The following is a 4,242-nucleotide window of genomic DNA, read 5'->3' on the forward strand; positions in this document are numbered from 1 at the left end:
CTATTACTTTTTTAGTAATGAATCTTTCTACTCAACTGTCACGCTCTAAGAGTGCTTTTTTATGTCTATTAACGATGAGAATTTTCGGCAATGCTTTGCGGTAGTCTTCGTAAAGTTGGCGAATTTTTGTCACAGCATCAGCATCGCCACCGCAAAGAATTTCTAAATTTTGGGCATCTTCAGCAGAACAATGACCTGTAAAAGTTAGGGTTTTGGTAGTGTAGTTAAAATCTTTGGGTCGCAATCCGATAAAGTCGATTACTGCATCCGGTAAGGATATTCTGGCAGAAACGACGGATTTTTTAATAAAGGCTTTGCGGAATTCTTTCTCTTCGGCATCAGTCAGGTTGTACTCGCGCAGTCCTTCGGCTGTAGTTCGGGAATAGACGACTGTATTCCCAGCCAATTTGATAGGCATATTTTAGCATCGGTCTTTGCACGGCGGAACTTTCGCTCATACGTAAGTCTCAGTTAAGGGTTGGGTGGAAATTTTACCTGTCATCAGTTGTTCTAGCATGGCGTGAAAGAGTTCGTCGATAAGGGCGATTTCTTTTTCCAGGGCTTGAATTTTGCGATCGCATATTTGTAAAATAGTGACAATTCTCTTTTGTTCGCTGATATTTGGCACAAGTGTTGGAAACGCTTTAAGCTTTGTACTATTAATAGAAGCTAAATTTGTAGTTCGATGGGCTACAGATAGAAAATAAGCTTTTCCATAATCACTTTGAACCAAGTAAGCTAAATATTCAGGTAAAAGTATCTCTCGGTAAGTTCTAACTGCAAAAATGTGATTTTGATGAATACAGTTAGGAATCTGTCCCTCCCAAATAAAGCCACGACCTAGTTTATCAGGATCTCCGCCTTCTGTTAAAACCACATCATTTACTTGTAAGCTAAATTAGCAACTTCTTGAGTAGCCCAACTATGATATTGTTCACGATTATTAATTAAAGCAACTAGGGGAGCAGTATCAATAATGATATTTTGCTTCACTATTTACCGTACCCTTCTAAATATTTTTTATTAGTCGCCAAATCTCCGGGTCCTGCATCTATACATCCAATAAACTCCTTAGCAGCTTCTAAAAAGGAAACTTGTTTTTCCTTGCCTGTATCCTCAAGTGTCTCCTGCTTTTGCATCTCCTTATATTGTAAAAATTCAATAAAGTTTAATACCTCCTGTTGCTTCTCAGGAGATAATTTTTTAAATCCATCAATCACTATTTGTTCCTTATCAATTGCTTGAGTCATAGGTTTCTCCTCGATGAAAATCAAAACAATAAGAGCCTTGTAGCTGATTGAAACTTTAGCAATTTACACTATACTACTCATTGCAGACAAATTTAAATACTCAAAGATCGGCTAGCGTAAAATGTGTAGGTAGGTTTGAGGAACGAAATCTAACATTTTGCAGGGTTTGTTGGGTTTCGCATTGCCTCAACCCAACCTACGAATATTCTAACCCCCAACCCCTTCCCTATTAGCGTTGAGGAGTAAGCCTTAAAGCCTCTCTCTTTGTAGGCTAGGGTTTACACACAAGTATGATCAGCATAGGTTTCAACTCTTTTAGTAGTTTTTTAGGGTGCGTTCTGACTTTTCATGTTATTAGGACTTACGCACTTGTTACGAGAAAACAAGACTTTGAGATTGCTTCCTTGCGTCGCAATGACGGAAATACGTAGTCCGTGCGTAAGTCCTGGTTATGTGGGAAAGTCCACGAAAACCTAACCCCCTAACCCCCTTCCCGACACGGGAAGGAAAATTCAAAGTCTCTCTCCTTTTAGGCTACGGTGTACACACAAGTGGTAGCTGTAAGGGTTTCAGGCGTTATAGACCCCTTAAATTGTCATTACGAGCGCAGCGATAGCGGAGCGAAGTAATCGCATAGTCCCGTGGTTTTTGCGATTGCTTCGTCGCTCCTCCTCGCAATGACGGGTTTTTGAGGTTGAAGCTCGAAGAGTACGCCAAATCAACAAATGCGATCGCCAAATCAACAAATGCGATCGCCAAATCAACAAATGCGATCGCCAAATCAACAAATGCGATCGCCAAATCAACAAATGCGATCGCCAAATCAACAAATGCGATCGCCAAATCAACAAATGCGATCGCCGAATCAACAAATGCGAACGCCGAATCAACAAATGCGAACGCCGAATCAACAAATGAGTACGCCGAATCAACAAATGCGAACGCCGAATCAACAAATGAGTACGCCGAATCAACAAATGAGTACGCCGAATCAACAAATGAGTACGCCGAAGTAACAAATGCGTAGGCGTAGCCAGCCGTAGGTATCGCCGAAGTAACAACGCTATAAATTCAACTTTGCTAACACCTCAGCTAAATCTTTATCCGCCCATTCTCTCTCTTGTCTGGCTGCTGCCAAATCTGTCAAAATATCCTCAATGGAACGATGCACAACTTTATCGCTAACATCCACAAACTGCGACGGACTAAGTACAGAAGAGCATTAATTCGTAGCGAATTTTTCCATCATCTGCGCGACTGTATATGACCATTTTATTGGTTGTGCAGAATCATTGTGGCGGATAATAAAATCGGTGATACGTTGCTGCAATGTATTAAGGTCAGGAAAATCATTCGGAGTCAGTAGTTTACGCTGTAGAATGCACAAAGCTAATTTCGATTTGGTCTAACCAAGAAGCGTATTTTGGCAGCCAAACAACTTCGACTGTAAAGCTCCAACCTTCTTCTTTTTGTTTCTGATTCAACCAAGCCTGTAATTGTTTTGGGGCATGAGTAGAGCCATTGTCAAGGATTAAATAGATGTGGCGTACACGACGACGAATTGCTTCTGGGATTAATGCGGATAGTAGAAATGTCTGGAAATCGAGAAATGTTTTTGTCGGACTACAACAGCCATAGATTAAACCCTCGGCAACACTTAAAGCTGCGAAAAGATGCGTTGCTCCTTCCCTGACGTATCTGGCAGCAAAGTGAATTGGCTGCTTTGCACCTGCTGCTTTGTTAGGATGTAAGCATGAGTCGTGCTTGGATTGAAGTTTTCTCATCTACACACACTACCCAAAATCCAGGAGAAAGTAAAAATTTCGCTTGGGCATACAATCTGAGTACAGGTGTTGCTTTTTCAACAAAATTATCATCAATCCGATGCATCCAAGCATGGAAGCGCCAAGGTTTGATCCGTTCAGATTTTAACCATCGCCAAACTGTTGAAGTTGCGATGGAAACTACAATACCTAGTGTTACTAGGTGTGCAGCAATATCGCTACAACTCCATCTTGCTAAAGGTATGTCAAAATCTGTTGGTTTGCTACAGGCAATCGCTGTGACTTGTGCTTTTACGATCGCTTGAAACAAACAAGGACGACCAGGACGTAGTGCTTCTTCCAGGCTACGGGTTTGACACCAACGTTTACGCCACTTACGTACAAGACCTGATGAACACCCTATTTCTCCAGCTATTTGAGCATCCGTCCAATCTGGATTTTCGTCAACTTTTATTATAATTTTTGCTCGCCTGGCTTTACTTTGACCTGTTTTACGCGCAAGCGCTTGTTGCTGCAACAGCTTTTTTTCCTCTTCCGTTAGCTGCACCTTGTAAGTTTTTTGCCGACCAATCATAGTACTGAATGGTTGAGGGATGTTTGTATATGCTTACCCTACACTTAAAAATTTTCCCTTGTCAATTCGCTACGAACTTATGCGATCGCTGTACTAAGCCTTTACATAAAGGTCAATCTCATATAGGAATCATATTTGATTTTTGAAAAAAACTAAGAGATAATACGGAGATGAGTGATAAGTATAATGAGGAACGATGATGAATCAGCACTTACAGCAGGCGATCGCAGAACTAGAGGAATTTATAGTTCAAAATATAAATGCCCGTGAAGTGAGAAAAGGGTTAGCAGTAAAGCTGGTTTATCAAGGTTACTTATATGAGGAAATCCAGAGAATTCTTGGCGTTTCACTTGGTTCGATAACAGGTTGGAAACAAGTATATGAGGATAATGGAATTGATGGTCTAAGACTAAATTATAAAGGAAGAAAAAGCTATTTGAGTACTGAGCAGCGAGAGGAAGTATTGAGTTGGCTTCAAACAAAGGATTATTGGGAAATAGGAGAATTAGAGTATAAACTAGCTTTTGAATATGATGTAGTTTACGAAACGAAAAAAAGTTACTACGATTTGTTTAAAGCAGCAGGAATCAGTTGGAAGAAAACCACAAAATTAAACCCAAAAGCTGACCCAGAT

At 40.5% G+C, this 4,242-nt stretch carries 8 protein-coding genes; 2 read left to right on the plus strand and 6 right to left on the minus strand.

Going from position 1 to position 4,242, the window contains the following annotated elements; translation table 11 throughout:
* Positions 1-31 precede the first annotated feature (31 nt).
* From TOL9009_RS0133995 to TOL9009_RS0134010, 3 genes are all read right to left on the minus strand, one after another.
* The gene (locus TOL9009_RS0133995; protein ID WP_029637808.1) at positions 32-418 is read right to left on the minus strand and encodes a hypothetical protein; all 387 of its coding nucleotides are present in this window, start codon (positions 416-418) and stop codon (positions 32-34) included.
* Positions 419-454: 36 nt separating this feature from the next.
* On the minus strand, positions 455-877 hold the full coding sequence (locus tag TOL9009_RS41415; protein WP_051503197.1) for a restriction endonuclease subunit S: 423 nt from the start codon (positions 875-877) through the stop codon (positions 455-457).
* 115 nt (positions 878-992) lie between these two features.
* Complete coding sequence (locus TOL9009_RS0134010) at positions 993-1,250, minus strand: DUF2281 domain-containing protein (protein ID WP_029637809.1); 258 nt, start codon at positions 1,248-1,250, stop codon at positions 993-995.
* A 694-nt stretch (positions 1,251-1,944) separates the two neighbouring features.
* Between TOL9009_RS0134010 and TOL9009_RS0134015 the strand changes: the two genes are divergently transcribed.
* Positions 1,945-2,277, plus strand: a complete 333-nt coding sequence (locus TOL9009_RS0134015) for a hypothetical protein (protein WP_029637810.1) — start codon at positions 1,945-1,947, stop codon at positions 2,275-2,277.
* A 36-nt stretch (positions 2,278-2,313) separates the two neighbouring features.
* Here TOL9009_RS0134015 and TOL9009_RS49875 read toward each other — a convergent pair whose 3' ends face one another.
* The 3 genes from TOL9009_RS49875 to TOL9009_RS48620 form a co-directional block, all read right to left on the minus strand.
* Complete coding sequence (locus tag TOL9009_RS49875) at positions 2,314-2,442, minus strand: hypothetical protein (RefSeq protein WP_260676005.1); 129 nt, start codon at positions 2,440-2,442, stop codon at positions 2,314-2,316.
* A gap of 175 nt (positions 2,443-2,617) precedes the next feature.
* Positions 2,618-3,034 carry a transposase gene (locus TOL9009_RS48615; RefSeq protein WP_029637811.1) on the minus strand — a complete coding sequence of 139 codons (417 nt, stop codon included), beginning with the start codon at positions 3,032-3,034 and terminating at the stop codon, positions 2,618-2,620.
* Positions 2,991-3,608: a helix-turn-helix domain-containing protein gene (locus tag TOL9009_RS48620; RefSeq protein WP_029637812.1), complete on the minus strand. Its 618-nt coding sequence runs from the start codon at positions 3,606-3,608 to the stop codon at positions 2,991-2,993. The genes TOL9009_RS48615 and TOL9009_RS48620 overlap by 44 nt, the downstream gene beginning before the upstream one ends.
* A gap of 196 nt (positions 3,609-3,804) precedes the next feature.
* On the opposite strand from TOL9009_RS48620, the gene TOL9009_RS0134035 reads away from it, so the two are divergent.
* Positions 3,805-4,242, plus strand: a 438-nt coding sequence (locus tag TOL9009_RS0134035; protein WP_029637813.1) for a helix-turn-helix domain-containing protein, incomplete at its 3' end; no start/stop codon positions are given.

It is taken from the genome of [Scytonema hofmanni] UTEX 2349 (assembly GCF_000582685.1).
GTDB lineage: Bacteria > Cyanobacteriota > Cyanobacteriia > Cyanobacteriales > Nostocaceae > Hassallia > Hassallia hofmanni.

Bases quoted from the DNA above. Each gene is read 5' to 3' on its own strand.
- TOL9009_RS0133995 (WP_029637808.1), bottom strand. From the start codon at position 418: ATGCCTATCAAATTGGCTGGGAATACAGTCGTCTATTCCCGAACTACA.
- TOL9009_RS0134010 (WP_029637809.1), bottom strand. From the start codon at position 1,250: ATGACTCAAGCAATTGATAAGGAACAAATAGTGATTGATGGATTTAAA.
- TOL9009_RS48615 (WP_029637811.1), bottom strand. From the start codon at position 3,034: ATGAGAAAACTTCAATCCAAGCACGACTCATGCTTACATCCTAACAAA.
- TOL9009_RS48620 (WP_029637812.1), bottom strand. From the start codon at position 3,608: ATGATTGGTCGGCAAAAAACTTACAAGGTGCAGCTAACGGAAGAGGAA.